Origin of the sequence: Aestuariivivens sediminis (genome assembly GCF_022662105.1) — a bacterium.
Classification (GTDB): Bacteria; Bacteroidota; Bacteroidia; order Flavobacteriales; family Flavobacteriaceae; genus Aestuariivivens; species Aestuariivivens sediminis.
In genome coordinates, this window is record NZ_JAKMCP010000008.1 from 76,364 (window position 1) to 102,287 (window position 25,924).

Consider the following 25,924-nt stretch of genomic DNA (forward strand, 5'->3'; position numbering starts at 1 on the left):
CTGTTTATGATTCCAAAAAGGATTATCAATGTTTTAACTCTCATATCCTGAATAAAATAAACATAACGTTTTAGAATAAGATCCTTTTAATGTATTTTGTTATGCTTTTGCTATTTTAATTATTTAGATTCATTTTTAAGCAACTTTATTATCTCTTTGGCATTTTCTTTAATCTCGTTCATCTCCTGGAACGCCCTTATTCTATATGAATCTTGAATTCGTATAAAAACATTAACGAACTTTTTCAAATCATTTACATTATTGATTTGAAATACACGGTCTTCTTTCTTTGCCTTTTGGTATTCAACCGTTTTAAAAAGGTCAAGAGTAGGATCATTAAATCTTTCACTTTCTAAAACTAACATTTGAGAAAAATATGGATTATTCAAATCCATAATCTCACTTGTGATTTCCTCTGCCTTGTGGGCATTCGTCATATCTTGATCAAAATCCTCATCCAAATGGTAAGAAAACGACTCATAGGCCATTAACTTTTTCTTTAAGTTGTCATTTTTAAAATTATGGATAATTTCCGAGTTTTTCATTTCGTTGAAAGTCGATCTATTCCACATAAAAGGGCGATACATAATATCATGCGTAAGAACGAAAAGGTTGGTATTTGATAATTTTGCTGGATCGGTAGAAAGAATATAACTTTTTAAGCTGTCTATTTTTTTAAAACTTTTTTTAGCTTGAAACTGACTTACATTAATCATTTCAATGTCATTTTCAAGATCTCGAATTAATGATTTTGAATACTGCTTAACCCGATTATTATTAATTCGTTCTGTATTCCAATTATTTATCTGTAATGCAATCAAAATGCCTATAACAACAAGAACAATTTCTCCAATGGCATATTTAAAATACTTCACGGTTTTACCCTCAGCAATTAAGCTCTGTCTAATTTTTTTAAAGAATTTTATCATTGGCCATTTGTTGATTTTAATGAAGCACAGCGTTTACGCTATGGTTTCGTTGCGTGATAATCCTTCGGAATTATTAACATTCCGTTATAAAAATATGTAGTAAAAAATTTAAATATTAACTTTGATGAACTAACCTAGTGCTTTTCATTGGATACATTGTTATAAGCTTTATTTATTAATTGGAAGTTTGATCAAGAAATTCATCAACATCTTTTTTAAACTTTTGCATTGACGGTTTATGTATGTACATCATATGACCCGCCTCATAGTATTTCATGATGATATTCTTCTTTAATTCAGGATTTAGATCCATGTGGTTAATGGAATATTCAACACCGTAGAATGCGGTAGCTAAATCATAATAACCATTTAAAATCAGGATTTTCAAATTTGGGTTACGTTTCATAGCAGAAGACATATCAGGTAATGTGCTAATGGCTGCTTGTACATTCCAAATTATATTGCTTTTGTGCTTCCAGTCCCATTTGAAGTTATTTCTCTGTTTTGTACTTGTTATATATGTTAGATCTTTTCTTGCATTTAAATCGTTGTACAGGTAATCTTTAAATGCCGCAATGTATGGAGTAGATATTGCATCTCCCTGAGGGTCTGTAAAAGCATTTTGAGCCAATAGGTCTTCATTAATACCTGTATATCTAGAATCTAGTCTTCCAACTGTTTGTTTTTCATCACGAAGTAATTCCTGAAAATATTCGGAACTGGTTACTCTTAAATTTGCTTTTAACCAGTATTCTGGGCTAAGACCTGATAGATTTGATAGTTTCCTGGCAATTGTCACTTTTGTATCTTCGGAGATTTGATCCCCTTTAAGAAGAGCCGGTGCGTATTCATTTTCAGAAAAGCTACGAACCTCGTTTAAAAAGCCCTCTAAACTCTGTCCCTTTTCTTCCACTTTGTTGTGATAATATGCAGTTGCCGCATAGGTAGGAAAATGGATCAAATATGCTATATCATCTCCCGATCCAAAAAGCAAATGCTGAAGTTCAAAAACTGCAGATACCATAATTACCCCGTTCATAGCAACACCTTTTTCCTGAAGATATTTCACTAGCCCAGCATTTCTGAAGGCACCGTAGCTCTCACCGAGTAAATATTTAGGACAATTGAATTTATTTACTCTAATCAGGAATTGTTCTATAAATAATCCAATTGATCGAATGTCCTGATCTACACCCCAAAAATCTTCCCATTTTGCCTCACCAATTGGCTTGCTAAACCCAACACCGACTGGGTCAATCATCACAAGATCTGCTTTATCCAATATGGAATATTCATTATTCACAACTTGATAAGGTGCTGGTTTGGTATAGTCCGGATCATTAATGACTACCCTTTTTGGGCCTAAAACACCAAAATGCAACCAGAAAGAAGCTGTAAGAGGGCCACCATTAAATGCAAATACTATTGGTCTATTTGGTTCATCCTTTTTTTTGTAATGAGTAAAACCAAACAAAGCAATAGGCTTATCATTTTCGTCTCTCAATTGAACTGTGCCTACTTCAGTTGCGAGTTCAATACGTTTTCCGCTTATGGTTACCGTTTGTGTAGATGTGAAAATCTCACCTTTAGGAATTTCTTTTTTTTCGGGTTTCTTCTCTTGTGCAATGGATACTAAATTGATAAGAATGAAAAGATAAATTAATATTTGATTGTTCATTTAGATAAGTTTATTTTCTGGTAATTATTGCTCATAACTTAAGGATAAACACTATTATGTTTATATCCATAATGTATATTCCTTTAAATATAAAGAAAATTCTTATAAGTATTAATAAAGCTTTAATTCAATTACTAGAACCAAAGTATGAAGTGACAGATTCATGACACCATTTTAGCATTTATCTGCTATAATCTGCAAACAAAAATGGATTTACAGTGAAGTAAATCACTTAAATTTTCCTCAGATCCTAAAACGAGTTCAGCTTGACAAATATTTTAAAATGTCTACGAGTTACTAACGGGTTAGCTCTGAGATAAATTCTATGGAGTAGATTAACGCTTTAAAATGTTTTAACCTTAAGATCTGGCTAAAATTTACTGTAAATGAAGCTTTAAATTGAGGTGCGTGGGATTTTTTGTTTTATTAATGCTTAGATTCCACGAATGTTTTTCCAAACCATTCCTGTTTGCTATTGGGGCCTGACTTTTCCTCACAAGCCTTCAATAGTTCTTGAGTATCATAAATAACTCCTTTTTTAATCACGGTGTGCACAATACGTGTATTGTAAATATTTTCCAGAGGGTTCCCTTTAATAATCATTAGATCTCCAAATTTTCCAACTTCAATACTTCCAAAATTGTCACTCAGTCCCATAGCGGAGGCACTGTTCAGGCTTGCTATCTTTATTACTTCATGGTTTGGTATGTCAATTTCTACCATCATTGCCATTTATCGATGTGTATTGAAACCCGGAGCTTGGAAAACCCCTATACCATCTAGTATGAGTGGACCATCTGTTCCCATGGAAATCAGTCCACCTTTATCATAAAATCGTTTGAGTATGATTTTACTTTTTTCATAGAAATTGGCTGGTGGGTTCCATTTATTAGTGTTATTTGTGACAATTGATTGTGAAAAAGGGGTCCAGGACTTCCTCTCATCTACCCCATTTTTCAGCCATTTGTCCTTGCTTTGGTTAAACCCTCCGATTACGGTCAAAGTAGCGTTGAAATAAACGTTATGATCAATAAAAACGTCTATTGCCCTGTCGATTGCAGGGTCTGTTAAATCAAGTTTGGAAGTTTTGGCATAACCATTTTTTACTCCTTTTAAGGCGGCACTACCTATATAATGTTCAATTCGATCAATCCCCAATGGAATAGCTGTTGCAGAGCTTACTTCCGGACGTATGACGGCACCATTATTAATTACAGAAGTTGTTTTGCACTTTAGAAAAACGTTTAAATAAAAAAGGGAATCCATTGAGTAAGATTCCCATTTTATCAACACTTTTCTTATTTTTAGTAATTATTCTGATGCACTACCAGGTATAATAATTAATTCTCCTTCGTTTATAAAGAAATCGGTATAAAAAGGATCCTCTCCGTCATTATCGGTAGTTCCTGGATGAACATAGGCATTGGTCTTAGCCCATCCGGATGCACCTTTAAAACGGCCAGTACCTCCAATAAATAATATATCGTCATTAAAATATAGTTGATACTTAGGATTATCTCCTGTATATGGCCATATCTGGCCTGACTCAATTATGCAGTGCAATTCGTCGCCATTGGCAGCTACAAATTTACCGGTTTCAATAAATGAATAGTTTACAGGAAAGATAACTTCGGGAGTGGGTGCTGAACAAAATCTCATGAAGAGTTCCTGTAGCTTCCCGAGGTGGGTCATCTCACCTTTTCCCTTCATGACCATGGTTTCACTAAAACCAACGTCACATGGTTGGGAACCGGGAGCCTCTGCTCGCCACACTGTAAAGGTAGCTTTTAAAGGCAAACTTTTTTCAATTCTGGATTTTGAGGCCATATTGTCTAATTCAAGTAAGCTTTGTTCTGATTGAAACGCATCTGTTGAATCATCACAGGCTGTAAAAAGCAAAAGACTTAAAAGGACCAAACTCAATAATTTTATAGTTTTCATAATGACATGTTTTTATAAGGTATTACAATACATTTATTTCTATAAAGTTGGATAAAAAATGTACATTACATAAAGAAACTATGTTGTAAAAAACTTAAATTTTTTTAAAAATTATGTTGTATGATGAAACTATGTTGCAGAACAGATAAAAGGCCTTTTTCTCGAGAAGATAAAGACCAATTTATGGTAAGGAAGCCGGAGTATAGGGCAGATTCATTTTTTTCATTAAGGCAATAAAACGTGGGTGTGTTTCCAAATTATTAGGAGAATACCAATAGGAGACATCTGGTAAACGTCTTCCACTATTATATAGTTCTTCAAGCTCATGTATCGCTTTTTCATTCTCACCCAAAAACACCAAACCTTTGGTTTTAAAATACTTGTCGGGGATATTTTTTACACACCATTTCATTAACCCTCTTCTTCCGGAGATTTTAAAAATGTTTTCCAAAACCTTATCAGTCGTATTGTTTTTTATTACAGTTCTGAGCTTTTTTAAATTTTCTAAGGCTAGTTCGTCATTTTTGAGCATATAATGCCCAAAAAACTGGTATAGCGGTGGTCGTATGTGGTCCATATTCAAATCGCCAGCCATTTTTGATTCGTCTATCGCTTCGTGAAATTGCCCTCTATTTAAATAAAGTTTGGCACTTACCTCTCTTACTATATAAGATAATGGATCAAGTTCCAGTGCTACATTTATATGAAATCTTGCTTCTTCATGTTTGCCAATGCTACTAAGGTATTCTGAATATCTATGATGTAGCGTAGAATTGTTGGTTCCCACTTCGAAAGCCCTGACAAATACTTGGTTAGCTTTTTCCCATTCCCAGTCTATATAGAAGTAAAGGGAGGCCAATACGGTATGAGCCTCTACTAGATTAGGATCCAAATCTAAAGCTTTTAAAGCGTAGTATTCCGCCTTTAATCTGTTTTCTCCGATCTCCTCACGACTTTGAGATACCCAAATTTTTAAGAAATAAGTATCTCCCAAACTTGCATAAGCCAAAGCGTAATTCGGGTCTTTATCAATAGCTTTGTTAAAATACGCTATGGCAGTGGCATAATCCTTATTTTGTCTTTTTCCCCAATAAAATCTACCTAATTGATACCATTTATAGGCTTCAATATTTTCAGTTAGATTCTTTTTTATCTTTGAAGTTTGTTGTTCTGAAAGAGTTGTGTCCAAGTCTAAAGCTATTTGGATAGCTATTTCGCTTTGTATGTCAAAAATATCAGATAGCTCTCTGTCAAAACTCTTAATCCAGACATGATTATCACTAGTAGCATCGATGAGCTGTACCGTTATCCTGGCTTTATTCTCATACTTCTGAATACTTCCTTCTAGAATGTAGGATACACCCAATTCGGATGCTATTGTAGGGATGGTTTTTGTCGTGTTATGTTTGTAAATTTCTGATGAGGTGCGTGAAATAACTTTGAATTCTTCTAAGGTGGCTAACCTATTCAAAAGGCCTTCAACCAGCCCATCTGCAAAAAACTGATTTTCTTCATCACCGCTAATGTTTTTAAACGGTAATACAGCAATAGATTTATCATTTGGAGATAACATGTTATTTTTTGCAAAAAGGTTAATTAGTAAATAACCGGTAAAAAAGGAAATAACAATAAGCGCAATAAACTTATAAGTTGTTTTAGTTTGATTTTTAAAATTGAAAAGCCTTCTCTTTTCCTCTGTTTGTTTCAAGGATTCTTTGTTAATATGTTTTTTTGCTTCACTAGCGGGATACCCGTAATATTCGTGAAAACATTTGTGGAAATAAGAGGTACTTCCAAAACCTACTTGATATGCTATTTCAGATATTGAATATGTATCTTGCTGAAGTAATTTGTGAGCTTCTTGAAGTCTGACCTCTCTAATGAACTGGCTTATGGATTGTGATTTTAACTTCTTTAATTTTCTATGCAGATGAGAACGACTCAGTCCTATTATTTTTGATAAATCCTCAACGCCAAATTGTTCATTTTGAAGGTTTTCAAGAATTGTAGTCTTTAATTTCGATATTAATTTATCGTCCTGTATCATTCGTTCTAACTAACAGTAATAAGAATCGGTATAGAGAAGGGGAATTACTGTATTAAAATTAACACACATGAAGAAAATATCCAATATTATTCGATACAACTTGACATAATAAGGACAAGCAGATTAACTATAGGATTCCATTTATATAAAGGTAATAACTATTATAGAGTAGGTTGCATGCTATTTAAAACAGTATTAAGATTCTAATTCTCGGTATTTGAAGGCCTTTTTCCCTAACAGATTTATAGATAACTTTCAACTCAAAAGTAGTAGGGAGGGGTTTTTACAATGGAATTTAAAGAAGTAACCGCTTCTTTGAAATGAGTCGCAGAAATCTGTCAATAAATAGTATTAAATTTCTCAAAGATATTAAGTACCTGACTCTTCTGTTGACAGATTCATGACACTAATACGGAGTCCGTTTCAATTATCTGTAATGAAAAAGGGAATCACATTTTACAATTCCCTTTAAGTTTTATAAGATACTTGAAAAAGATCAGGACAACGATCGTTGAACTAAAGAACCTCAACAAAAAGGCCTTCGTCCTTTTTAACAACCTTGGCTACTTTTTTGCCGGTCAGGCCTTTAATGGTTTTGTCCCACTTTTTATTGCTTAAACCCGACAGACCTTTGAGAGTGCCCAATTCTATAGGGGAACTCGATTTTAGGAGCTTGAATACCGCCTTTTCATCCTCGCTGAGGTCCACCTGTTTCCGCTCGGGTTTCATTTGCGGGAAAAACAAGACTTCCTGTATGGATTGGTTATTGGTTAAAAACATAATCAATCGATCCATCCCAATACCCATACCCGAGGTTGGGGGCATACCATACTCCAAAGCCCGCAAAAAGTCATAGTCAATGGTGGCTGTCGCTTCATCATCCCCTTTTTGGGCCAATTCCATTTGGTGTTCAAAGCGCTGGCGTTGGTCAATGGGATCGTTTAATTCGGAATAGGCGTTGGCAACTTCCTTACCGCAAATCATCAATTCAAAGCGTTCTGTTAATTCCGAATTCGTACGGTGTTCCTTGCATAAGGGACTCATTTCCTTTGGGTAGTCGGTAATAAAGGTGGGCTGTATGTAATGGCTTTCACATTTTTCACCAAAGATCTCATCTATTAACTTTCCTTTGCCCATAGTGTCGTCGACTTCGATGCCCATATCTTTGGCGGCTTGCCTTATTTCAGCTTCACTTTTGCCGATAATATCAAATCCGGTAAAGGCCTTTATGGAATCGGCCATGGTTACTCTGGTATAGGGCGCCTTAAAATCGATATCGTGCTTACCAAAAGTTACTTTGGTAGTGCCGTTAACCGCCAGGGCACAATGCTCCAATAAACGTTCACAAAAACCCATCATCCAGTTGTAATCTTTGTAGGCCACATAGATTTCCATAGCTGTAAACTCGGGGTTATGGGTACGATCCATTCCCTCGTTACGGAAGTTTTTGGAGAACTCGTAAACCCCATCAAATCCCCCCACGATTAAACGCTTCAAGTACAATTCGTTAGCGATTCGCAGGTAGAGGGGGATATCCAACGCATTATGGTGGGTTACAAACGGTCGTGCGGCCGCTCCACCCGCTATAGGCTGCAATACGGGAGTTTCTACTTCAAAATAACCGGCATCATTAAAAAATTGACGCATGGCATTGAACAATTTGGTACGCTTTACAAAAATGGTTTTAACATGGGGATTGACCACCAAATCAGCATACCGCTGGCGGTAGCGTAATTCTGGATCATCAAATTTATCGTGAAGGTTTCCTTCCGCGTCCAGTTTTGGTAAGGGCAGGGGTTTTAGGGCCTTACTCAATATGGTAAAGTCTTTAACCATAACCGTCTTTTCACCAACTTTAGTGGTAAACAATTCGCCTTCTATTCCTATGAAATCTCCTATATCTAAGAGTCTCTTGTAAATGGTATTGTATTTCGTCTTATCGTCACCGGAACAAATCTCATCTCTGTTAAAATACAACTGGATACGTCCTTCGGCATCCTGTAGTTCTGCAAAACTGGCATTCCCCTGTATGCGTCGGGACATTAACCGCCCTGCAATAATCACTTTATGCCCTGCTTTAAAATTGGATTTTATCGATTTTGAAGTGTCCTTTACAGGGTATACATCTGCCGGGTATGGATTAATACCCATTTCGCGTAATTTTGTTAATTTATCTCTCCTAACAAGTTCTTGCTCTGATAATTGCGACATGCTTTTAAAACGTTGTAAAATTATTGGCGCAAAGATAAACATTTGAATTACGATTTGTGATTTAAGGCTAATGATTTTTAATGAGCCTGTAACAAATGGAAGTTATTAGCGTCATATGGGTGTCCTAATTAAACCTAAAATGGCATGAGTTTTTGGAGAGTTCTACTATCGATTATTTGTCCGCCCCTAGCAGTCCTGGATAAGGGTTGCGGATCTATATTTATTGTCTTTTTACTTTGGCTTTGCGGTTGGGTACCGGGGGTTATTGCAGCGCTGGTTATTTTAAACAATCCAAAGCGTTAAAACACAACCCCTCTTTTTATTCTAAATGCAAGTGTAAAGGCATATCGCTATCAATTCTGCAGGCATTTTTTTAATCCTTAATCGGTATTATCATTAAGGTTTGGTGATTATGTAAATGAAAAATTTCACGTACTTTTGCAGCCTATGAATAAACAAGTCATTCTGCAGGATTTAGGGTTTAAGGATTACAAACAAACTTGGGATTACCAGGAGGAATTGTTTAGGGGTATTGTGGATACCAAGATTAAAAACCGACACGAGGAAACGTCCTTAAAAACCAACAATTACTTTTTGTTTGTAGAGCATCCTCATGTGTATACCTTAGGCAAGAGTGGTGATTTTTCAAATCTACTTTTAAATGAAGCCCAACTCACCGAAAAGGGGGCTGCCTTTTATAAAATAAATCGTGGTGGGGATATCACCTATCATGGACCCGGACAAATTGTAGGCTATCCTATTTTAGACCTTGAAAATTTCTTTACTGATATTCATAAATACCTTCGTTTACTAGAGGAAATGATCATATTAACTTTAAGCGAATTCGGTATTGAGGCCTCAAGGAGTAAAGGGGAAACGGGGGTATGGCTTGATGTGGGGACACCTTTTGCACGCAAAATTTGTGCTATGGGAGTGCGTGCAAGCCGATGGGTAACCATGCATGGTTTTGCCCTTAATGTGAACGCCGATTTGGGTTATTTTGATAATATTATTCCTTGTGGAATACGCGGGAAGTCGGTCACCTCCCTGAATGTTGAACTGGGCTTGGAAAACGTCGATCTCGAAGAGGTTAAGGAAAAATTACTAAAGCATTTTACAGCACTTTTTGAAGCAGAATGGGCAAAGGAATAGGCTATTATTTCCTATATAGAAAGTAATTATTAACCAGTTCGATATATTTTTTTTTGGCTTCCTTTGGACTTATTTTTTGCACCTGAAACAGGGCATTGGTTTTAAAAGCATTAATAATGGGTTTCTTACTGCTGGGTTTACTATAATTGTTTGTCGCTTTTTTATAATAAGCATAAAGCTTTAATAGCGTATCAGCGGGAAAGGGCCCTGTGTATGCGTTGACACGCTGTACAGCTTCTTCAAATGCTATGTCTAGATCGGTTTTAGTCATGGATTGTTGCTATAACACTTTCACCACCTTTAACTTTTTGGCCTAGGCCTACTTTAATTGTTGCATTTAAGGGCAACAGCACGTCTACCCTTGAACCAAATTTAATAAATCCGGAATCTTCACCTTGAATCACCTTATGGTTTTCTTTGGCATAATTTACAATACGTTTAGCCAGCGCACCGGCAATTTGACGATACAAAACTTTGCCGAACGCTTGATTTTCCAATACTACAGTAGTCCGTTCGTTTTCTTCACTCGCTTTAGGATGCCATGCAACGCGGTACTTACCGGGATGGTATTTGCTGAAAATAACCTGACCACTGGCAGGATATCGCGTAACATGAACATTTATGGGAGACATAAATATACTTATCTGTAAACGACTGTCTTTAAAATATTCTTTTTCAAATACTTCTTCGATAACCACAACCTTACCATCAACAGGCGATACAACAGTTCCGTCGTTAACTTGAGCTTTACGCTTGGGATTTCTAAAAAATTGTAAAATGATGATTAAAAAAAGAAGAAGCGATAGCGTTATAGTTAATCGCAACCATGGTATATTAACAAAATAATCCGTCAATAGCACCCCTGCTGCAACGACTATGAAAGTGATGATAATGATCTGATGCCCTTCCTTATGAAACATACTTTAATATTCTTAGGAATAAATATATAAAGGGTGCCGCAAAAATAATACTGTCCAATCGGTCCAGTAATCCACCATGGCCTGGCATGATAATGCCGCTGTCCTTTACTTGTGCCTGTCGTTTAAATTTGGATTCTACTAAATCGCCTAACGTCCCAAATACACTTACAATTATGGCTATAATGAGCCAGCTTGTAAAACCTAAGGACAGGGTAAAGGTAGTAATAAAATAGCTTGCAATACATGAAAAAAACAGACCTCCTAGAAATCCTTCAACAGTTTTTTTAGGAGATATTTTTTCAAAGAGTTTTTGTTTACCAAAATTTTTGCCAATTAAGTAGGCAAAGGAATCGTTAACCCAAACCAAAATAAAGGTGCCCAATAAAATGGTTGGGTTATAGGTTGGATAATAATTGGTAATTAAAACCAGAAAAACAAATCCGCTGGATAAATAAAACGTTGTAAGAATAAATCTTTTCGTGCTAAATAGGGGAATGATTTTTTCTGAAAACAGATCCTTAATTAAAAACAATTGAACAAAAATAGTCAATACCATTAAAATTTGCGTGGCTTCGTCAAGACCCCCATTGGATTGCAAAACTTCTTGCCAATACCCAAAAATACCATAAAGGATGATAAAAATGAAAAATGGAATTTTACTTTTAAGCTGAATGAGCTTTTTAAATTCCATAAGACATATGATACCGAAAACAAAAAAAAGGATCAGTAAGGCCTGTTCTGAATACAAACACGATATTAATAGGATAATATAAATTATGCCGGACAATCCCCGAATAATAAATTCCTTCATTCTACAAGTCTTCTAGAAGTAACAGGTATAAATTCTTTGCACTACTACCATAACTCAAAAAGTCTTTTTCATCGGCAGATTTAAAATGTTTAATGGTCGTAATATTGGTTGGTATTTTTTGTCTGCTTTTAGTTTTTATAACGCGAAGCCCTTCTCCAATACTTTCAACAATTTGACTTGTGGTTGCGAAAACCACAAAATTAAAGGGTAATTCGGGTAACTTTTTTTCAAAAATCTGCTTGGATGAGATGAGTAAAGAACCGTCGTTGGCAATGAGGTTTTCACAAGTGGTTAAGAAAAAGGTCGCTTCACTAATTTTACGTGTTGCTATTAAATGGGAGTCTTTAAATTTAGTTTGCAATCGCTCATCCAAAATCAATACTTTTTTTTCTTCCCATTGATTTTCAGTTATGATATTTTGCAAGTTTTGAAAAATTTCGTCTAAGTTTTCACAATACAAAAATTTGCCGCCATTAGATTTAAAGTTTATGGTAAACCTTTCGTCTATGGGCAACTTGATTTCCGGCATGTATTTACTTCTTTCGTTCGATTTTAATTCCTCATCTTTATCTTTAGATTTAAAACCAAAAATTTTTCTAAAAAGACTCATTTAGATAGTGCTATTACTCAATTACATCTTGGGGCTTATCAAATATAAAAAATCTTAAACTAACCATAGGGTTAATTTAAGATTTTTACTGCTAGCTCAGAAAATAAAGCGAATTCGATCTATTTTTCCTCAGGGTTTCCCTCTTCCTTTTCAAAAGCGCGTTTGCCAAATATTTTTTCCAGGTTGTCCTTAAATATGACTTCTTTATCAAGCAAGACCTCTGCCAGCTGTGTTAATTTATCTTTATTTTCTTCTAATATTTTGATTGCACGTTGATACTGTTTTTCTATGATACTTGATATTTCCTTATCTATTAATTCTGCTGTTTGCTCACTGTAAGGTTTTGTGAAGCCGTAGTCTCCTTGTCCTGATGAATCATAGTAAGTCAGGTTACCTATCTTATCACTTAAGCCATATATGGTGACCATGGCTCTGGCTTGTTTGGTTACTTTTTCCAGGTCACTAAGTGCCCCTGTTGAAATTTCATTGAAAATGACTTTCTCGGCAGCCCGACCACCCAAGGCAGCACACATTTCGTCCAGCATTTGTTCGGGTCGAACAATCAAGCGTTCTTCGGGTAAATACCAGGCTGCACCCAGGGAGCGCCCTCGAGGGACGATGGTAACTTTAACCAGTGGTGCCGCATGCTCTAACATCCAACTCACCGTCGCATGTCCGGCTTCGTGATAGGCAACGGCCTTTTTCTCATTAGGGGTAATAATTTTATTTTTCTTTTCTAAACCACCAATTATTCTATCCACAGCATCCAAAAAGTCCTGCTTATCAACGGCCTTTTTTCCATTTCTTGCAGCTATTAACGCGGCTTCATTACAAACATTGGCAATATCTGCACCCGAGAACCCTGGTGTTTGCTTGGCTAAGAAATCGGTATCCAGATCCTTAGATTTTTTAAGTGGCCTTAAATGCACTTCAAAAATTTCTTTTCGCTCTCGCAAATCCGGTAAATCAACAAAAATTTGTCTGTCGAATCGTCCGGCACGCATCAAGGCTTTGTCTAAAATATCGGCTCTGTTGGTCGCTGCTATAACAATAACATTGGCATTGGTACCAAAGCCATCCATTTCTGTCAATAACTGATTCAGGGTATTTTCACGTTCGTCGTTACTTCCGGAGATGGCATTTTTACCTCTTGCCCGACCAATGGCATCAATTTCGTCTATAAAAATAATGGATGGTGATTTTTCTTTCGCCTGTTTAAACAGATCGCGAACCCGTGATGCACCGACACCCACAAACATTTCCACAAAGTCAGATCCCGACAGTGAAAAGAAAGGTACTTTCGCTTCACCCGCTACGGCACGTGCCAACAAGGTTTTTCCTGTTCCCGGAGGACCGACCAATAGTGCGCCCTTCGGAATTTTACCTCCTAAAGTGGTATATTTTTCAGGATATTTTAGAAAATCTACAATCTCCTGAACCTCTTCCTTAGCACCTTCTAAACCGGCTACATCTTTAAATGTTGTTTTGACTTCGGTATTTTGGTCGAACAATTTCGCCTTGGATTTTCCAATATTGAATATCTGTCCGCCAGCACCTCCACCGGCACCCCCCGACATACGGCGCATAATAAAGATCCAAACCGCAATTAATAAGATGAAAGGGAGGATACTCATCAGTAGATTTCCCCATTCATTGGTTTCCGTATCAAATTTTACAACCGGCTTGGTGGTTAAGTCTTCGGTAATTTCATTTAGTTCATTTTCAAAATTTTGAAGGTCACCAAATTCAAATTTATAATTGGGAAGCCTTGTTGCCGAGGGAATAAATGATTGCGGCTTTGATTTTTTGTGAATTTCCTTTTCCTGAGCTTGCTTGGTTAAATAAACCTTGGCAACCCGTGTGTTTTTTATAATATCTACCCTTTCAACGTCACCATCTTTCAAATATTTAAAAAAATCGGCAGGAGTTGTACTGTTGCCATCTTGATAAGCACTGCCACTGAATAGCTGGAATCCCAGGAAAATAGCTATAATGACGCCATAAATCCAGTATGGACTTAATTTTGGCTTTTTGTCTTTTGAATTTTTATTGTTGTTTGCCATGTTTTAGTAACTCGTTTCTATAACTGTTGTTTTTGCATCTCCCCAAAGGCTTTCTATATCGTAATACGCCCTAATGTGTTTTTGGAAAACATGTACAACAACATTCACGTAATCGATGAGCACCCATTCAGCATTATCTAAACCTTCAGTGTGCCAAGGATTATCCTTTAGTTCCTTACTAACTTTTTTTTGTATTGAATTTACAATAGCGGTCACTTGCGTGTTGGAAGTTCCTTCACATATTATAAAATAATCACAAACCGTATTTTCAATATCCCTTAAATCTAAAATACTTATTTCTTTGCCTTTAACATCTTCAATCCCGCTTATTATAACCGATATTAATTGGTCTGGACTTATTTTTTCTTTCGCCATTAATTTTTTTTAATTTGTGCAAAGTTATTATTTTTTTAGTTCTTTATACTTTAAAATAATCATAAGATTGTAAAGCTTAAAAACCACTTGCACATGCGTATAATCAAACTTGATGCCATCGATTCCACGAATTCATTTTTAAAAAAAATGATTTACCGTGAAGTTGTTGAAGATTATACCGTTGTTGTTGCCCAATATCAAACACACGGGCGAGGACAAATGGGAACTTCGTGGTCTTCCGATAGGGGTAAAAACCTATTGTTTAGCTTGTTTAAGGATTTGAGTGTGCATGTGGTTGAATTTCCATTTTATATCAGTATGGCCATTTCACTGGCTATTTTAAGGGCGCTGCAATTCCTTCAAATACCCGATTTAAGCATAAAATGGCCTAACGACATTTTGTCAGCCGACAAGAAGGTTTGTGGCATTTTAATTGAAAATGTCATAAAAGACAGGTTATACTCTACAATTATTGGGATAGGTGTTAATGTTAACCAGATTAAATTTGATCATCTTCCCCAAGCCTCATCTTTAAAAAACATTACAGGTGTTCATTACGATTTGGATGAGGTCTTACACCATATCATGACTTTTACTAAAGTGTACTCTCAACTTTTACAGGATGCGCAATACGACGCGGTCAAAGAAGAATATGAATCGTATTTGTTTCGAAAAGATAAGCCGTCAACCTTTAGAATGGACAATGGGACCTTGTTTTCCGGGTTTCTAAAGGGAGTTACCAAATATGGCAAACTCATGGTGGCTATCGACGATGGTGTTGTTAAAAAATATGATTTAAAGGAAATTACCTTAATGTATTAAGGACTTCCATGGTCTTCCCGCCAATGTATAACAGCGTTCTGCCAGCCTTTAGGCTGAGATGGCATTTGGAATTTTAGTCACAAGGGTTTCTATAAACTTGGTTATGGGACCTTTTATCATCATGGCCATCATGGGGTTAAAATCGCCATTAAACTTTAATTGAACTTCGCTCGTGGTGGCATCAATTTCATTGATTTCCCCGGTAAGTGAAAAATCTATTTTACCTCCGGCAGCCCCCAAAACTATGGTGTTGGGAGGATTGACCTCTTTCTTTTTTAAAATGATTTCCGGCATACCTTTTAAGGCAAACAAAAATTTATCCTCTTCCAGGATTTCAAATTTGCTTATGTTCTCCGGCATTAAATCTTCAAAGTTTTTGAGATTGGATAAAAAATTAAAAACGTCGGTTGCCGACTTGTTAACCGTTATATTGGGGGATTCTAAATTCATAGTGTTCTTCTTGTTATTCTGGTTAATGGTCCAGCGCAATCATAATAGCGATAAGACTGTGACTATGATCAGCATTAGCTGGGACGCCACGCACCGGGATTGGAATTCCACTCTGATAAGGTTTTCAGCTCTTTTTCTGAAATGTAATTCGTATCCACGGCCTGTTCTAATAAACTGTCGTAATTCCCTAAAGTCTGCAGCTTCACATCGGCTTTAGCAAAATTTTCGGTCGCCACCTCAAAACCATAGGTAAAAATAGCAACCATACCTTTTACGATAACTCCGGCATCCCTTAAGGCCTTAACCGCGTTTAAACTGCTTTTTCCCGTACTGATCAAATCTTCAACGACCACCACTTTTTGACCCCTTTCTATAAACCCTTCAATTTGATTTTTTCTACCATGTCCTTTGGCATCCGGTCTAACATAAATAAAGGGCAATCCCAAATACTCCGCCACCAGAATTCCTATGCCAATGGCTCCTGTGGCCACACCTGCAATGGCATCGGGTTTCCCATATTGTTTTTCAATTTGTTTTCCCATGGCCTCGCGGATATAATTGCGGATAGGTGGAAAGGACAAAACAATGCGGTTATCACAATAAATTGGGGATTTCCATCCGGACGCCCATGTAAAAGGTTTTTTGGGACTCAGTTTTATGGCATTGACCTGTAATAAGACCTCTGCCGTTTTTCTTGCGGTGTGTTTATTGAAAATCATAAAGGCAAAATTAAACATTAATTTAATTTTATGTTTATCTGATACTCGAATTAAAATATTTTTTTTAACAATGTTTAATTTGTGTTGAAAAATGATATTTTTACCAAAACCTAACCGAAGACATTTATAATGTATCAAGTTTTTGTTGGAGATAAACCTATCGTTTTAACAGATAAAGTGGTATTGGAGCGTGGATTTAAAAACTATTTGTTGGACAGTGTCCATATAGGAAAGGTAATAAAAGAACTTAATAAAACGGAAATAAAGGAAGTTCACCTGATCCATCATAAAAAAGAAAAATTACTTAAAAAGTTTTTGAAAAAATTACCAAATGTTATTGCCGGTGGTGGTAAGGTCTATCATGATAATGGTAAGATATTGTTTATTTACCGTAATGATAAATGGGATTTGCCCAAAGGTAAGATAGAGGGCAATGAAAGTATAGAACGTACCGCATTGCGTGAAGTCGCCGAAGAAACCGGAGTAGGCGGATTAGAGATTGTAAAGCCGCTTGAAACGACGTATCATATCTTTAAAAGGAACGGCCGGTACAAAATAAAGATTACCTATTGGTTTGAAATGAAGACCAGCTTTTCTGGTCATTTGGTGGCCCAGGAAAATGAGGGTATTACCAGGGTGGAGTGGTTAAATCATGCACAAATCAATGATGCGATGAATAACTCCTATGCCAATATTAAACTGTTAGTTTAGGGGATTACGATGCGGTAAATGGGATACTCCATATGCTCTTTTTCATAATGTTCGCTTTGTTTGTGTAACCAATCGAGTTGGGCATACCCCTGCTCTGAAAATGATTTGTCATGTAATTTTTTTTCTTCAAATGCCCTTTTCAGTGCACCGTTATGGTTCAATAACGCTAAGGCTTTGTCTTCCCAGACATATGGCGAAAAATGTTCTTTCTGTTGTAAAATAGTATCAAAGAAATTCCAGTTGAAAAAAGAATCGGGAGCCATGGGTTCTAAAGTTTCCATAATATATCTTATTCCCGGTTGATTCGTGTGAACTATAACGTCGCCTGTTCTAAAGGATTGTACCCTTGAACTTGGTATTGTACTGGTATTAAAATGGAGATAATGCCCCTCAAATGGCGTAAGTACAGTTTCAAAATCTTTGATTTTGTAGGCTTCAATTGGCATGACGGTATCTTGTTCTAAGATTGTCATCTCAATCTGGTTCAGTTTTAAAAGGTTTATAACCTTTTGCCAGGCTTGAGGTATGACATAAGCTGAAGGAATAGGTATTTCTAACCTTGGGGCATAGTAGTTTTGATAGGATATGGTTTTTATGTAGGGGCGTTCCCGATGGTATTTGAGTCGTGTCTGTCCTGTAACAGCACTTTTAATTCGTTCGGCTTCATACCCTTTAAAGTTAAGAGGGGTAGTTGTTGCGGTATCAAGTTCCCAATCTAAAGGATAGGCATTCCCTTTTTTAAAGTTTTGGAGGGCCTGTTTTCGTAATGCTGATATCGTTTGGCCCTCTTCCTCGGTGATTTCAATCATACTTTTAATTAGCTCGTATGTACCTGTAACACGTTGTTTATAGGGCTTTAGCATGTGGGTCTCCACCATCATTCCCAAGGTGTTGAATAGGGTGGTATACCCTGTGGAATAGCGAGGATAATCTAAAAATTGTGAAAAACCCTTATCGGGAGATTCATTAAAAACATTGACATAGGGTGTAATATCCCACTGTTTTTTAATGAGCTTTTCTACTAGTTTGGGCATGATTCTAGTATGCATATAATGGCCTAATTCGCCACCAATTTTATTGTGCTGTGTAAATAAATGGGTAAGCGTGTATTGATAATCGGCACCATTGCTAACATGGGTATCAATAAACACATCGGGCTTTATTAAATGGTAGAGTTCGGTAAAGGCTTGTGCGTTTTTGGTATCACACTTTATAAAATCACGATTCAAATCATAGTGTCTTGCATTGCCCCTAAAACCATAGGCTTTTGGACCGTTTTGATTGGTACGAGAGGTAGAATTTCGGTTCAAGCTGCCACCGACATTATAAATTGGGATGGTAACGACAACGGTGTGTTTGGGTATTGAGATTTTGCCTTGAACAAAGTCGCGAAATAACATCATGGTAGCATCGATACCATCTGATTCTCCAGGATGAATTCCATTATTAATTAGAAGTAACCTCTTATGGGTTCGAATATTAGAAAAGTTAAAATCCATATCTCCGTTTAAGGTGACAAAATGCAGAGGCTCACCGGAATCGGTTTCCCCAATACTGTCAATTGAAATTTCGGGATAGGCCTTGGCTAAATTTTTATAGAAAGTAATCGCTTCCCGGTAAGTCGCAGTCTCTAAGCCATCAGAACGTTCGAATTGGGTTTCGAAAAGCCGGGATTGTGCGGATAGCATGCAAAATGAGGCCAGAGCGAGGAAACTTGTTGTTGCGGTTTGAGTAAAACCAAATCGGGTTTTGAACATTATAAATTTGTTTTCATGGGTTTAAAATTTACTTCTGTGGGATTTTGTTGAAATTTATAAAAAATGTTTTAACTTTAATCCATTGTAATTTGCTATCGGGGATAACCGTAATTTGGCACAATGAATTTATAATTCTCTCAATAATATTGATACCATGGAGAGTTATAGATTATCCTTTGGCGAAATTAAGGTGTTTCATTCAAACATGGCTGAAGTCATTGTTGATGAGGATGTGCTTATCGATGAAGTCATGATGGACGAATATCATGATTTTTTGCGTAATACCTTAGAACCTCCTTTTTCTTTATTAATCAATAAAAAGCACGCCTACAGTTATACTTTTGAAGCCCAAAAGCATATCGGTAATCTAAAAGAAATTAAATCCATTGCTATTGTAATACGCACCCCTGGCGCCGAAATGGCTGTTAACACATTAATTAGTATCAATGAAAATGAAAGGTCCAGGATCAAAGTGTTTACCGCTAAGGAGGAGGCATTGGATTGGCTATATTCACAGCAGCGTATTCAAACGATTTAGTTGATCTGTTGCAAATTACGTTAGCTTAAGGTTTGTGCTTCTATATATTAACCTTAAATTTGCCGCTTTTTAAATCTACCATTATGACAGAATTCATTAGAAAACGCGCGGCCAATGCGAAAGACGATATTTTAAGTGGAGTGACGGTGGCCTTGGCTCTCGTTCCTGAAGCAGTGGCATTTGCCTTTGTCGCTGGTGTAGATCCATTGGTTGGTTTGTATGCGGCATTTATGGTAGGATTGGTGACTTCTGTATTTGGGGGTCGTCCCGGCATGATTAGCGGTGCTACCGGTGCTTTGGCTGTGGTTATGGTAAGTCTTGTGGCAGAGGGTAATACCATGGGAGCAGATGGTGAAAACCTCGGTCTATATTATTTGTTTATAACCGTTATTGTGATGGGAATCATCCAAATGTTGGCGGGCATCCTGAAGCTTGGTAAGTTTGTGAGATTAATACCCCATCCCGTCATGATGGGTTTTGTAAACGGACTGGCCATTGTTATATTTTTATCCCAGTTAGGCATGTTTAAAGATGCCAGCGGCAACTGGTTTCAGGCAAGTCAATTATGGGTTATGGTGGCATTGGTTGCCCTTACCATGGGCATTATGTATGGGTTACCCAAATTAACCAAAAAATTACCGGAGGCCTTAATCGGTATTTTGGTAGTATCGGCTATTGTGATATTTGGAAAGCTCGATGTTCCTACTGTAGGAAGTTTTATAAGGGACGGCGGGGGAGAAGGTCTGAGAGGCGGATTACCACAGTTCCAGCTTGATATGTTCAATAAAGTACCACTCAATTGGCAAACCTTTACGTTTATTGCACCTTATGCCTTAATATTGGCCGCCATTGGATTGATAGAGTCTTTAATGACGCTCAACTTAATTGACGAACTCACCGAAACCAGAGGGAATGCCAATCGGGAATGTATGGCTCAGGGAGGCGCTAACATAATAACCGGTTTTTTTGGTGGTATGGGAGGTTGTGCCATGATCGGACAATCCTTAATCAATATCAAATCGGGTGGAAGAACCAGACTTTCAGGCATTGTAGCGGCGTTACTGTTGCTGATGTTTATTCTATTTGCCGCACCTTATATTGAACAAATTCCTATTGCGGCATTGGTAGGCGTTATGTTTATGGTGGTTATAGGAACCTTTGCCTGGAGTAGTTTTAGGATTTTAAATAAGATCCCTCTGAGCGATGTTATTGTTTTGGTTGCGGTATCGTCCTTAACGGTAATTTTCGATTTGGCCATTGCCGTTATTGCCGGTGTCATTATAAGTGCTTTGGTCTTTTCCTGGGAAAATGCTAAACGTATTCGTGCCCGTAAACGCATGAAAGAAGATGGTACCAAAGTATATGAAATATGGGGTCCCTTGTTTTTTGGGTCTATTATTGCCTTTAACGAAAAGTTTGATGTTAAGAATGATCCCGATAAGGTTGAAGTCGATTTTATCGAATCCAGGGTGAGTGACCATTCTGCCATTGAAGCCATATTTAATTTGGTCCATAAATACGAAGAAGCGGGTAAGCAAATAAAGTTAACCCATTTAAGTGAGGACTGTAAAGTATTGCTCTATAAATCGAGTCCTAAATTCAGGGAAGTAATTGTTGAAGCCATCGACGATCCCCGTTACTATTTGGCCGAAGATCCGGAAGCCTTTACCAAGGGGTTGGCGGAGTATAAGTTATAGTATTCCAAAAAAAATTGAAAACGCCTGTTTTAAAAATCTATTGCACGCGAACACTGTTAGGAACCAGTTTCGTATAGTCGCCATTGTTTTTAATGACATCCCGAACAATGGAAGAAGAAATATAAGAGGTTTGTGCTGAGGTAAGTAGAAATACAGTTTCAATTGGAGCAAGATCACGGTTGGTATGCGCAATGGCTTTTTCAAATTCAAAGTCAGCGGGATTACGTAATCCACGTAAAATAAATGCGACACCAATACTTTTACAGAAGTCTACCGTGAGTCCGGTATAGGTCATCACTTTAATATGGGGTTCATCAGCAAAAGCCTTTTCAATAAAACCTTGTCGTTCCTCAAGGGAGAACATGTAGGATTTACTCGCATTGATCCCAATAGCTACAATAATTTCATCAAAAACGGTGAGGCCACGTTTTATTATATCGTAGTGTCCCAAAGTTAGCGGGTCGAAAGATCCCGGAAATAGCGCGCGTTTCATTAGCTCTCTTGATGTGCCCATCGGGGCATGTAATTATGTGGATAAATATACAATGAGTTAATCCTTTAACCAAATTTAGTTTCCCGCTTCTCAAGCTATTACGATCCAAAACCCCTCTCAACTTCGAAGTCAATGTAAAATGTCACCTTGAGGCAACTTTAAAGAGACCGTTTATAGGGGTAACCCTTTGGCGGACCCTAATACCCTAGAGCTGTAAATTTAACTAAGCAGGGCATTGTAAAGCAATGCCGTCATTTCTGTAATTTTATAAGCATCCGTATTGAAAAAACTCCTGTGAATTTTCAAAAAACTCCTGTAAATTTTGAAAAAACTCCTGTGAATTTGAATGGGCCATGGTTACGCGATCCCAAAAGGATAATCGGTTATGGCTCAAGTTGTGCCTAATCCTTTTCCCACGGACCGCTTCATACTCCTGTAAAAACACTAATTTTTTGGAAGTAATGTTTAGGGCTATCGGTATTTTTCATAGGGGTGACGGCTACGCTGTGTTACCTGCAGGTGACAGAAGCATCAAGACTGATTTTTCAGGGCTTCTTCAATGGCATTTTCGAAAAGCGCTTCAAGAGTAATCCCTGCAGCCATGGCCTGCTGGGGCAGGATGCTTTCCTTGGTTAATCCCGGTACGGTATTCACTTCCAATAGGTGAGGTTCCCCATTTTTAAAAATGTACTCACTACGGCTAAAACCGGACAACTTCAAGGTATCATAAACCAGTTTAGCAACAGCATGAACCTTATTTTCTTCAACTTTGGTTAAACGTGCAGGTGTAATTTCTTGGGATTCACCCAAGTATTTTGCTTCGTAATCGAAAAAATCGTTGTCCGAGACAATTTCGGTAATCGGCAATACTTTAGTTTCACCATGATACGTTATGACGCCAACCGAAACTTCCGTGCCATCTAAAAAAGATTCAATTATTATCTCATCATCTTCCTTAAAAGCGACGTCAATGGCGCTTTGTAAATCGGATTTACGATAAACTTTACTCACTCCATAACTACTGCCCGCTTTATTGGCTTTCACAAAGCAGGGTAAGCCCACTTTTTCGATAATACCGACCTCATCGACCGCATCACCCAAATTTAAATAATAGGAGGTTGCCGTCTTAATACCGTAGGGTTTTAACACACTCAAACAGTCGCGTTTATTAAACGTCAAGGAGGCTTGGTACATACTGCAACTGGTATGAGGTATATTTAAAAGCTGAAAATAGGCTTGTATAAAACCATCCTCACCCGGAGAACCATGAATGGCATTAAAAACGCAATCGAAGGTAACCTTTTCGCCATGAACCCTAACCGAAAAATCATGTCTATCAATAGGAAATTCATTGTCATTGTCGTCAACATAAACCCATTTGTCCTGAAAGATATGAATGCGATAAGGAGCATATTTTAAGGGGTTGAGCGTTTCAAAAACGACGTTACCGCTTTTAAGGGAAATTTGATATTCACTGGAATATCCTCCCATGATGATGGCGATGTTTTTTTTCATACCGTAAAGTTCAGTCTAAAACCGACAATAAAACGTATCTAATATAAGTTTAGCTAAAATATCATATAAATTGCAAAACAAAAAACAGTTCTGTTTTTATATCTTTGTTTGAATGTAAATCTACTTTATGAACATTATAAAATTCCTGACCAGCAAAGTCTTCGTAAAACAAATTCTATTAGCGGTTGTTGCCATTGGAGTACTCAGTTTTATGGCGCTGAAATGGCTTAAAATTTCCACCAATCACGGTGATTTTGAGACGGTGCCAAACTTAACGGGCAAATCTATTAATATGGCAGAATTAGAATTAAAAGACAATAATTTAGTCATGCAAATTCAGGATTCTTCGAATTTTAACCCGGACTATCCAAAGTTTTCGGTTATTGACCAGGATCCTAAACCGGGATCTAAGGTTAAGGAAAACAGAAAAATTTATCTCACCCTGAATCCTTCCGGATATCGAAACATCTTAGTGCCGAATTTGGAAGATAAAACCTTCCGATTGGCCAAAAGTACTTTGGAGGCTTTGGAGTTTAGAATTGGAACATTAACCTATGTGGATAATATAGGCAAGGATATTGTTATTGGTTTGAAATATCAGGGGGAACCCATAAATCCCGGAGATAAATTACCCAAGACCTCAGTTATCGATATCGTACTGGGCAATGGTAACAGGCCTTAATATGGACGATGACACCCTTCAGCTTCCGGATGATGATCAGCTTTATGAGCATTACGCTTTTAAGGTAGATAAGGGACAATCCCCGTTACGCATCGATAAATATTTAATGAATTTTGTTGAAAATGCCACGCGAAATAAAATTCAAGCCGCTGCTAAAAATGGGAGTATTGTGGTGAATGGCATTCCCGTAAAATCCAATTACAAAGTAAAGCCTGACGATCGTATTCGCGTCCTGTTTACCCATCCACCTCATGAGCATTTATTGGTTGGTGAAGATATTTCCATTGATGTGGTTTATGAGGATGAGGAGCTTTTGGTGGTTAACAAACCTGCCGGTATGGTGGTTCATCCCGGACATGGAAATTACTCGGGAACCTTAATTAATGCTTTGATTTACCGGTTTGACAACCTGCCAAACAATTCCAGTGAACGTCCTGGTTTAGTCCATAGAATTGATAAAGATACGAGCGGTCTTTTGGTGGTGGCCAAGACCGAAAGGGCCATGAATGAGTTATCCTTGCAATTTGCCGAGAAAACCAGTGAACGTGAATATCTGGCCTTGGTTTGGGGAAATGTTGAATCCGATACAGGGACCATTGAAGGTAACATTGGAAGACATCCCAAAAACAGATTACAAAACACAGTTTATATCGGAGACGAAGCAGACAAAGGCAAGCCTGCCATCACGCATTATCAAGTTTTAGAGCGTTTTGGTTATGTTACTCTGGTATCCTGTAAATTAGAAACTGGTCGCACCCACCAGATTCGAGTGCATATGAAGCATATGGGACACACCTTGTTTAATGATGAACGTTATGGTGGTGATCGGATCATAAAAGGCACAACCTTTACGAAATACAAGCAGTTTGTGGAGAATTGTTTTAAAATCCTGCCAAGACAAGCCCTTCATGCGAAAACTTTAGGATTTAAACACCCAAAATCCGGTCAATTTCTTAGGTTTGAAGCACCTCTTCCAGACGATATGCAACAGTGTATTGATAAATGGCGCGGATATGCCAGACATCAGGACAATGAATGATTTGGATTATTGTGGTTAAGCCTGAATAAGGACATCCTATTTTAATATAGAATATTTCATTGCCAACCATAGCGATATCCTTTAATTTCCTGTTATTTTTGGGTATGCTTATTAAACAAATCATATTATACACCAATAACATACAGCGGCAAAAGCAATTTTACGCGGATATTTTGGATTTTGAATTGGTTTTTAGCTCCAATGACAGGATCGATTTTAATGTGGGAAACAGCATTTTATCCTTTCAGTACAAAGCATATTTTAATGCGGCCCATGTAGCCTTTAATATTCCGTCGAATGCCATTACTCAGGCATTGGAATGGCTTCAAAAAAAGGTGGTTATTTTGCCTTATGACAAAAAATTGATTTCGAATTTTGAAAGTTGGAATGCTCAGGCCATTTATTTTTATGATGCCGATAATAATATCATGGAATTTATAGCAAGAAAGGACTTAAATGTGATTAGTGAAGATTCCTTTTCTTCAAAAAGTATCCTATCCATTAGTGAAATTGGGATGGTTACAAACCGAATAGAACCCATTTACCAATCCATTAAAGATATGAGAGACATCCCGATTTACAGTGGAAATTTGCATCGATTTTGTGCTCTGGGCAATGCGGAAGGGTTGTTTATTATCATCAATAAATCTCAAAAAAAATGGTACCCTACCCAAGAGGAAGCTCGTACTTCGGATTTTATAATTAAAGGCGATTATAACTTTTGTTTTGAAGAAGGACATATAAAAGAATTATTGTAGTTTAGT

General features: G+C 37.2%; 27 protein-coding genes. 9 read left to right on the forward strand and 18 right to left on the reverse strand.

Features of this window, described 5'->3' with window-relative positions:
• Window positions 1-119: 119 nt before the first annotated feature.
• The 7 genes from MR054_RS15535 to lysS all read right to left on the reverse strand — a co-directional run bounded on the left by MR054_RS15535 (window position 120) and on the right by lysS (window position 8,806).
• The gene (locus tag MR054_RS15535) at window positions 120-929 is read right to left on the reverse strand and encodes a DUF6090 family protein (RefSeq protein WP_242158725.1); all 810 of its coding nucleotides are present in this window, start codon (window positions 927-929) and stop codon (window positions 120-122) included.
• Between the two features lie 175 nt (window positions 930-1,104).
• Window positions 1,105-2,607: a S10 family peptidase gene (locus MR054_RS15540; RefSeq protein ID WP_242158726.1), complete on the reverse strand. Its 1,503-nt coding sequence runs from the start codon at window positions 2,605-2,607 to the stop codon at window positions 1,105-1,107.
• Window positions 2,608-3,033: 426 nt separating this feature from the next.
• Complete coding sequence (locus tag MR054_RS15545; protein WP_242158727.1) at window positions 3,034-3,339, reverse strand: amidohydrolase family protein; 306 nt, start codon at window positions 3,337-3,339, stop codon at window positions 3,034-3,036.
• Window positions 3,340-3,873, reverse strand: a complete 534-nt coding sequence (locus MR054_RS15550; RefSeq protein WP_242158728.1) for a hypothetical protein — start codon at window positions 3,871-3,873, stop codon at window positions 3,340-3,342. It lies immediately after the preceding gene.
• Between the two features lie 45 nt (window positions 3,874-3,918).
• The gene (locus MR054_RS15555; protein WP_242082300.1) at window positions 3,919-4,548 is read right to left on the reverse strand and encodes a hypothetical protein; all 630 of its coding nucleotides are present in this window, start codon (window positions 4,546-4,548) and stop codon (window positions 3,919-3,921) included.
• A gap of 181 nt (window positions 4,549-4,729) precedes the next feature.
• Window positions 4,730-6,595, reverse strand: coding sequence for a helix-turn-helix domain-containing protein (locus MR054_RS15560; RefSeq protein ID WP_242158729.1), 1,866 nt, complete (start codon window positions 6,593-6,595; stop codon window positions 4,730-4,732).
• Window positions 6,596-7,111: 516 nt separating this feature from the next.
• Window positions 7,112-8,806 (reverse strand): lysine--tRNA ligase, encoded by a 1,695-nt coding sequence (gene lysS / locus MR054_RS15565; protein ID WP_242158730.1) that lies wholly within the window; start codon window positions 8,804-8,806, stop codon window positions 7,112-7,114.
• A gap of 144 nt (window positions 8,807-8,950) precedes the next feature.
• Here lysS and MR054_RS15570 point away from each other — a divergent pair, with 144 nt between their 5' ends.
• Window positions 8,951-9,109: a YqaE/Pmp3 family membrane protein gene (locus MR054_RS15570; protein WP_167919338.1), complete on the forward strand. Its 159-nt coding sequence runs from the start codon at window positions 8,951-8,953 to the stop codon at window positions 9,107-9,109.
• A gap of 144 nt (window positions 9,110-9,253) precedes the next feature.
• On the forward strand, window positions 9,254-9,958 hold the full coding sequence (gene lipB / locus MR054_RS15575) for a lipoyl(octanoyl) transferase LipB (RefSeq protein ID WP_242082294.1): 705 nt from the start codon (window positions 9,254-9,256) through the stop codon (window positions 9,956-9,958).
• 4 nt (window positions 9,959-9,962) lie between these two features.
• Here the strand turns inward: lipB and MR054_RS15580 are convergent, their stop codons facing one another.
• The 6 genes from MR054_RS15580 to rsfS form a co-directional block, all read right to left on the reverse strand.
• Window positions 9,963-10,229: an acyl-CoA-binding protein gene (locus MR054_RS15580; RefSeq protein WP_242158732.1), complete on the reverse strand. Its 267-nt coding sequence runs from the start codon at window positions 10,227-10,229 to the stop codon at window positions 9,963-9,965.
• Window positions 10,222-10,878, reverse strand: coding sequence for a phosphatidylserine decarboxylase family protein (locus MR054_RS15585; protein WP_242158734.1), 657 nt, complete (start codon window positions 10,876-10,878; stop codon window positions 10,222-10,224). Before MR054_RS15585 ends, MR054_RS15580 begins: the two co-directional genes overlap by 8 nt.
• Window positions 10,868-11,689 carry a phosphatidate cytidylyltransferase gene (locus MR054_RS15590; protein WP_242158736.1) on the reverse strand — a complete coding sequence of 274 codons (822 nt, stop codon included), beginning with the start codon at window positions 11,687-11,689 and terminating at the stop codon, window positions 10,868-10,870. Before MR054_RS15590 ends, MR054_RS15585 begins: the two co-directional genes overlap by 11 nt.
• 1 nt (window position 11,690) lies before the next feature.
• The gene (locus tag MR054_RS15595; protein WP_242082289.1) at window positions 11,691-12,299 is read right to left on the reverse strand and encodes an LUD domain-containing protein; all 609 of its coding nucleotides are present in this window, start codon (window positions 12,297-12,299) and stop codon (window positions 11,691-11,693) included.
• Window positions 12,300-12,418: 119 nt separating this feature from the next.
• Window positions 12,419-14,362 (reverse strand): ATP-dependent zinc metalloprotease FtsH, encoded by a 1,944-nt coding sequence (gene ftsH / locus MR054_RS15600; protein WP_242158738.1) that lies wholly within the window; start codon window positions 14,360-14,362, stop codon window positions 12,419-12,421.
• A gap of 3 nt (window positions 14,363-14,365) precedes the next feature.
• A complete protein-coding gene (gene rsfS, locus MR054_RS15605) occupies window positions 14,366-14,737 on the reverse strand; it encodes a ribosome silencing factor (protein WP_242082287.1) in 372 nt (123 codons plus the stop codon).
• Between the two features lie 93 nt (window positions 14,738-14,830).
• Between rsfS and MR054_RS15610 the strand changes: the two genes are divergently transcribed.
• Window positions 14,831-15,559 (forward strand): biotin--[acetyl-CoA-carboxylase] ligase, encoded by a 729-nt coding sequence (locus MR054_RS15610; protein ID WP_242158740.1) that lies wholly within the window; start codon window positions 14,831-14,833, stop codon window positions 15,557-15,559.
• A gap of 48 nt (window positions 15,560-15,607) precedes the next feature.
• Here MR054_RS15610 and MR054_RS15615 read toward each other — a convergent pair whose 3' ends face one another.
• Together MR054_RS15615 and pyrE are read right to left on the reverse strand one after the other, a co-directional pair.
• Window positions 15,608-16,009: an SRPBCC family protein gene (locus MR054_RS15615; RefSeq protein WP_242158741.1), complete on the reverse strand. Its 402-nt coding sequence runs from the start codon at window positions 16,007-16,009 to the stop codon at window positions 15,608-15,610.
• A gap of 74 nt (window positions 16,010-16,083) precedes the next feature.
• Window positions 16,084-16,728 (reverse strand): orotate phosphoribosyltransferase, encoded by a 645-nt coding sequence (gene pyrE / locus MR054_RS15620; protein WP_242082284.1) that lies wholly within the window; start codon window positions 16,726-16,728, stop codon window positions 16,084-16,086.
• 129 nt (window positions 16,729-16,857) lie between these two features.
• Here pyrE and MR054_RS15625 point away from each other — a divergent pair, with 129 nt between their 5' ends.
• Window positions 16,858-17,439 (forward strand): NUDIX hydrolase, encoded by a 582-nt coding sequence (locus MR054_RS15625; protein WP_242158743.1) that lies wholly within the window; start codon window positions 16,858-16,860, stop codon window positions 17,437-17,439.
• Here the strand turns inward: MR054_RS15625 and MR054_RS15630 are convergent.
• Window positions 17,436-19,127: a M14 family metallopeptidase gene (locus tag MR054_RS15630; RefSeq protein WP_242158765.1), complete on the reverse strand. Its 1,692-nt coding sequence runs from the start codon at window positions 19,125-19,127 to the stop codon at window positions 17,436-17,438. The two genes, MR054_RS15625 and MR054_RS15630, sit on opposite strands and share 4 nt — an antisense overlap.
• Window positions 19,128-19,350: 223 nt before the next feature.
• Between MR054_RS15630 and MR054_RS15635 the strand changes: the two genes are divergently transcribed.
• Together MR054_RS15635 and MR054_RS15640 are read left to right on the forward strand one after the other, a co-directional pair.
• The gene (locus tag MR054_RS15635; RefSeq protein ID WP_242158745.1) at window positions 19,351-19,734 is read left to right on the forward strand and encodes a DUF7793 family protein; all 384 of its coding nucleotides are present in this window, start codon (window positions 19,351-19,353) and stop codon (window positions 19,732-19,734) included.
• A gap of 83 nt (window positions 19,735-19,817) precedes the next feature.
• Window positions 19,818-21,431: a SulP family inorganic anion transporter gene (locus MR054_RS15640; protein ID WP_242158746.1), complete on the forward strand. Its 1,614-nt coding sequence runs from the start codon at window positions 19,818-19,820 to the stop codon at window positions 21,429-21,431.
• Window positions 21,432-21,468: 37 nt separating this feature from the next.
• Here the strand turns inward: MR054_RS15640 and coaD are convergent, their stop codons facing one another.
• Together coaD and MR054_RS15650 are read right to left on the reverse strand one after the other, a co-directional pair.
• Window positions 21,469-21,924, reverse strand: coding sequence for a pantetheine-phosphate adenylyltransferase (gene coaD, locus MR054_RS15645; RefSeq protein ID WP_242084437.1), 456 nt, complete (start codon window positions 21,922-21,924; stop codon window positions 21,469-21,471).
• A 531-nt stretch (window positions 21,925-22,455) separates the two neighbouring features.
• Window positions 22,456-23,439 carry a D-alanine--D-alanine ligase gene (locus MR054_RS15650; RefSeq protein ID WP_242158748.1) on the reverse strand — a complete coding sequence of 328 codons (984 nt, stop codon included), beginning with the start codon at window positions 23,437-23,439 and terminating at the stop codon, window positions 22,456-22,458.
• Between the two features lie 127 nt (window positions 23,440-23,566).
• Here MR054_RS15650 and MR054_RS15655 point away from each other — a divergent pair, with 127 nt between their 5' ends.
• Genes MR054_RS15655 through MR054_RS15665 form a run of 3 tightly spaced genes read left to right on the forward strand, consistent with a single transcriptional unit; the run spans window position 23,567 to window position 25,918 of the window.
• Window positions 23,567-24,121, forward strand: a complete 555-nt coding sequence (locus tag MR054_RS15655; RefSeq protein ID WP_242158750.1) for a PASTA domain-containing protein — start codon at window positions 23,567-23,569, stop codon at window positions 24,119-24,121.
• Between the two features lies 1 nt (window position 24,122).
• Window positions 24,123-25,160: an RluA family pseudouridine synthase gene (locus MR054_RS15660; protein WP_242158767.1), complete on the forward strand. Its 1,038-nt coding sequence runs from the start codon at window positions 24,123-24,125 to the stop codon at window positions 25,158-25,160.
• 59 nt (window positions 25,161-25,219) lie between these two features.
• Window positions 25,220-25,918 carry a VOC family protein gene (locus tag MR054_RS15665; RefSeq protein ID WP_242158751.1) on the forward strand — a complete coding sequence of 233 codons (699 nt, stop codon included), beginning with the start codon at window positions 25,220-25,222 and terminating at the stop codon, window positions 25,916-25,918.
• The last annotated feature ends 6 nt before the right edge of the window (window positions 25,919-25,924 follow it).

Bases quoted from the DNA above. Each gene is read 5' to 3' on its own strand.
- MR054_RS15610 (WP_242158740.1), top strand. From the start codon at position 14,831: ATGCGTATAATCAAACTTGATGCCATCGATTCCACGAATTCATTTTTA.
- MR054_RS15595 (WP_242082289.1), bottom strand. From the start codon at position 12,299: ATGAGTCTTTTTAGAAAAATTTTTGGTTTTAAATCTAAAGATAAAGAT.
- MR054_RS15650 (WP_242158748.1), bottom strand. From the start codon at position 23,439: ATGAAAAAAAACATCGCCATCATCATGGGAGGATATTCCAGTGAATAT.
- MR054_RS15540 (WP_242158726.1), bottom strand. From the start codon at position 2,607: ATGAACAATCAAATATTAATTTATCTTTTCATTCTTATCAATTTAGTA.
- MR054_RS15655 (WP_242158750.1), top strand. From the start codon at position 23,567: ATGAACATTATAAAATTCCTGACCAGCAAAGTCTTCGTAAAACAAATT.
- MR054_RS15585 (WP_242158734.1), bottom strand. From the start codon at position 10,878: ATGTTTCATAAGGAAGGGCATCAGATCATTATCATCACTTTCATAGTC.
- MR054_RS15555 (WP_242082300.1), bottom strand. From the start codon at position 4,548: ATGAAAACTATAAAATTATTGAGTTTGGTCCTTTTAAGTCTTTTGCTT.
- MR054_RS15550 (WP_242158728.1), bottom strand. From the start codon at position 3,873: ATGGATTCCCTTTTTTATTTAAACGTTTTTCTAAAGTGCAAAACAACT.
- MR054_RS15580 (WP_242158732.1), bottom strand. From the start codon at position 10,229: ATGACTAAAACCGATCTAGACATAGCATTTGAAGAAGCTGTACAGCGT.
- MR054_RS15660 (WP_242158767.1), top strand. From the start codon at position 24,123: ATGGACGATGACACCCTTCAGCTTCCGGATGATGATCAGCTTTATGAG.
- MR054_RS15615 (WP_242158741.1), bottom strand. From the start codon at position 16,009: ATGAATTTAGAATCCCCCAATATAACGGTTAACAAGTCGGCAACCGAC.
- MR054_RS15590 (WP_242158736.1), bottom strand. From the start codon at position 11,689: ATGAAGGAATTTATTATTCGGGGATTGTCCGGCATAATTTATATTATC.
- MR054_RS15640 (WP_242158746.1), top strand. From the start codon at position 19,818: ATGACAGAATTCATTAGAAAACGCGCGGCCAATGCGAAAGACGATATT.
- pyrE (WP_242082284.1), bottom strand. From the start codon at position 16,728: ATGATTTTCAATAAACACACCGCAAGAAAAACGGCAGAGGTCTTATTA.
- MR054_RS15560 (WP_242158729.1), bottom strand. From the start codon at position 6,595: ATGATACAGGACGATAAATTAATATCGAAATTAAAGACTACAATTCTT.
- MR054_RS15570 (WP_167919338.1), top strand. From the start codon at position 8,951: ATGAGTTTTTGGAGAGTTCTACTATCGATTATTTGTCCGCCCCTAGCA.
- MR054_RS15625 (WP_242158743.1), top strand. From the start codon at position 16,858: ATGTATCAAGTTTTTGTTGGAGATAAACCTATCGTTTTAACAGATAAA.
- coaD (WP_242084437.1), bottom strand. From the start codon at position 21,924: ATGAAACGCGCGCTATTTCCGGGATCTTTCGACCCGCTAACTTTGGGA.
- MR054_RS15635 (WP_242158745.1), top strand. From the start codon at position 19,351: ATGGAGAGTTATAGATTATCCTTTGGCGAAATTAAGGTGTTTCATTCA.
- lipB (WP_242082294.1), top strand. From the start codon at position 9,254: ATGAATAAACAAGTCATTCTGCAGGATTTAGGGTTTAAGGATTACAAA.
- lysS (WP_242158730.1), bottom strand. From the start codon at position 8,806: ATGTCGCAATTATCAGAGCAAGAACTTGTTAGGAGAGATAAATTAACA.
- ftsH (WP_242158738.1), bottom strand. From the start codon at position 14,362: ATGGCAAACAACAATAAAAATTCAAAAGACAAAAAGCCAAAATTAAGT.
- MR054_RS15630 (WP_242158765.1), bottom strand. From the start codon at position 19,127: ATGCTATCCGCACAATCCCGGCTTTTCGAAACCCAATTCGAACGTTCT.
- MR054_RS15535 (WP_242158725.1), bottom strand. From the start codon at position 929: ATGATAAAATTCTTTAAAAAAATTAGACAGAGCTTAATTGCTGAGGGT.
- MR054_RS15545 (WP_242158727.1), bottom strand. From the start codon at position 3,339: ATGGCAATGATGGTAGAAATTGACATACCAAACCATGAAGTAATAAAG.
- rsfS (WP_242082287.1), bottom strand. From the start codon at position 14,737: ATGGCGAAAGAAAAAATAAGTCCAGACCAATTAATATCGGTTATAATA.